Origin of the sequence: Protofrankia sp. Cr1 (assembly GCF_963555865.1) — a bacterium.
In the GTDB taxonomy this organism is placed as follows: domain Bacteria; phylum Actinomycetota; class Actinomycetes; order Frankiales; family Frankiaceae; genus Protofrankia.
In genome coordinates this window covers 2,959-4,037 of record NZ_CAUVXO010000519.1, presented here as the reverse complement: position 1 = coordinate 4,037, position 1,079 = coordinate 2,959, and the positions used below count along the sequence as shown (strand labels likewise).

2 protein-coding genes are annotated in these 1,079 nt (G+C 65.6%); both read right to left on the bottom strand.

Annotation, left to right across the window (positions count from 1 at the left end; translation table 11 throughout):
• A partial coding sequence (locus tag U9980_RS24975) for a response regulator transcription factor (protein ID WP_322748709.1) occupies nucleotides 1-711 on the bottom strand: 711 nt, incomplete at its 3' end.
• A gap of 183 nt (nucleotides 712-894) precedes the next feature.
• A partial coding sequence (locus tag U9980_RS24970; protein ID WP_322770164.1) for a hypothetical protein occupies nucleotides 895-1,079 on the bottom strand: 185 nt, incomplete at its 5' end.

The following is a 1,079-nucleotide window of genomic DNA, read 5'->3' as shown; positions in this document are numbered from 1 at the left end:
GGGCTCCCGCAGCACATAGCCGAAACCGCGCTGGGTGTGGATCAGCGGCGGCCCGTGCGGCGCGAGTTTGCGCCGCAGATAGCTCACGTACTGGTCGACGATGGTGTGGCCGCCGTCGAAGTCGTAGTTCCAGACCGCGTCAAGGATCTGGGCACGTGAGAGCACCCGGCGCGGGTTCGCCAGCAGATATCGCAGCAGCTTGAACTCGGTGGGCGACAGCTCGAGCGGATGACCGTCACGGGTCACCTCGTGGGTGTCCTCGTTCAGGACGAGATCGGCGAAGGCGAGCACCTGCGCGGTCAGTGGTAACTGGTCACGTCGCGCCCGCCGGAGCACTGCGCGCACCCGGGCCACCAGTTCGTCGATGGAAAAGGGCTTGGTCACGTAGTCGTCGCCGCCATAGGTCAGACCGGCGACCTTGTCGGCCTGACGATCACGGGCGGTCAGAAAGATCACCGGAGTTTCGATGCCCGCGTCACGCAGCCGGCGGCAGACCTCGAAGCCGTCGGTGTCGGGCAGCAACACGTCAAGCACCACGAGATCCGGTGCGGTCTCGGTGACAGCGGTAATCGCATCCCGGCCGGAAGCGGCGGTGACCACGTCGAAGCCGTGGAAACGCAAGGACATGCGCACAAGATCGACGATGTTCGCCTCATCATCCACAACCAGGACCCGCATCGGCTGCGGATCACGGTTCCCGTTGTCGCTCATGTGCCCCCCATCCCGCCTGCGTGTCGCGCAGGCCATAATCACACCAACCGGACATGTGAGTTCCATTCGAGCCGAACCGTCTGTTCGCACATCCAACTCTCACAAACACCGGGCAGGCTCCGGAGATGCAAGGCCCCCCAGCCGTCCCCGCCCGAAGAGGTGTCGAACAACGATGAACCGTCATCACGCCAGTCGCTCCCGGATGGCCACCGTGATCCTCGCCGGCGTCGCGGTTCTTCCGCTGGCAGCGTGCCAGGCCGGTGCCCATACCGTCCGCACGACCGCGGCCACGGCAACCACGCAGGCGTCCACCTCCTCGTCATCGCAGGTGACGACCACAGCCACGTCCGTAACCGCACCCGTGACCG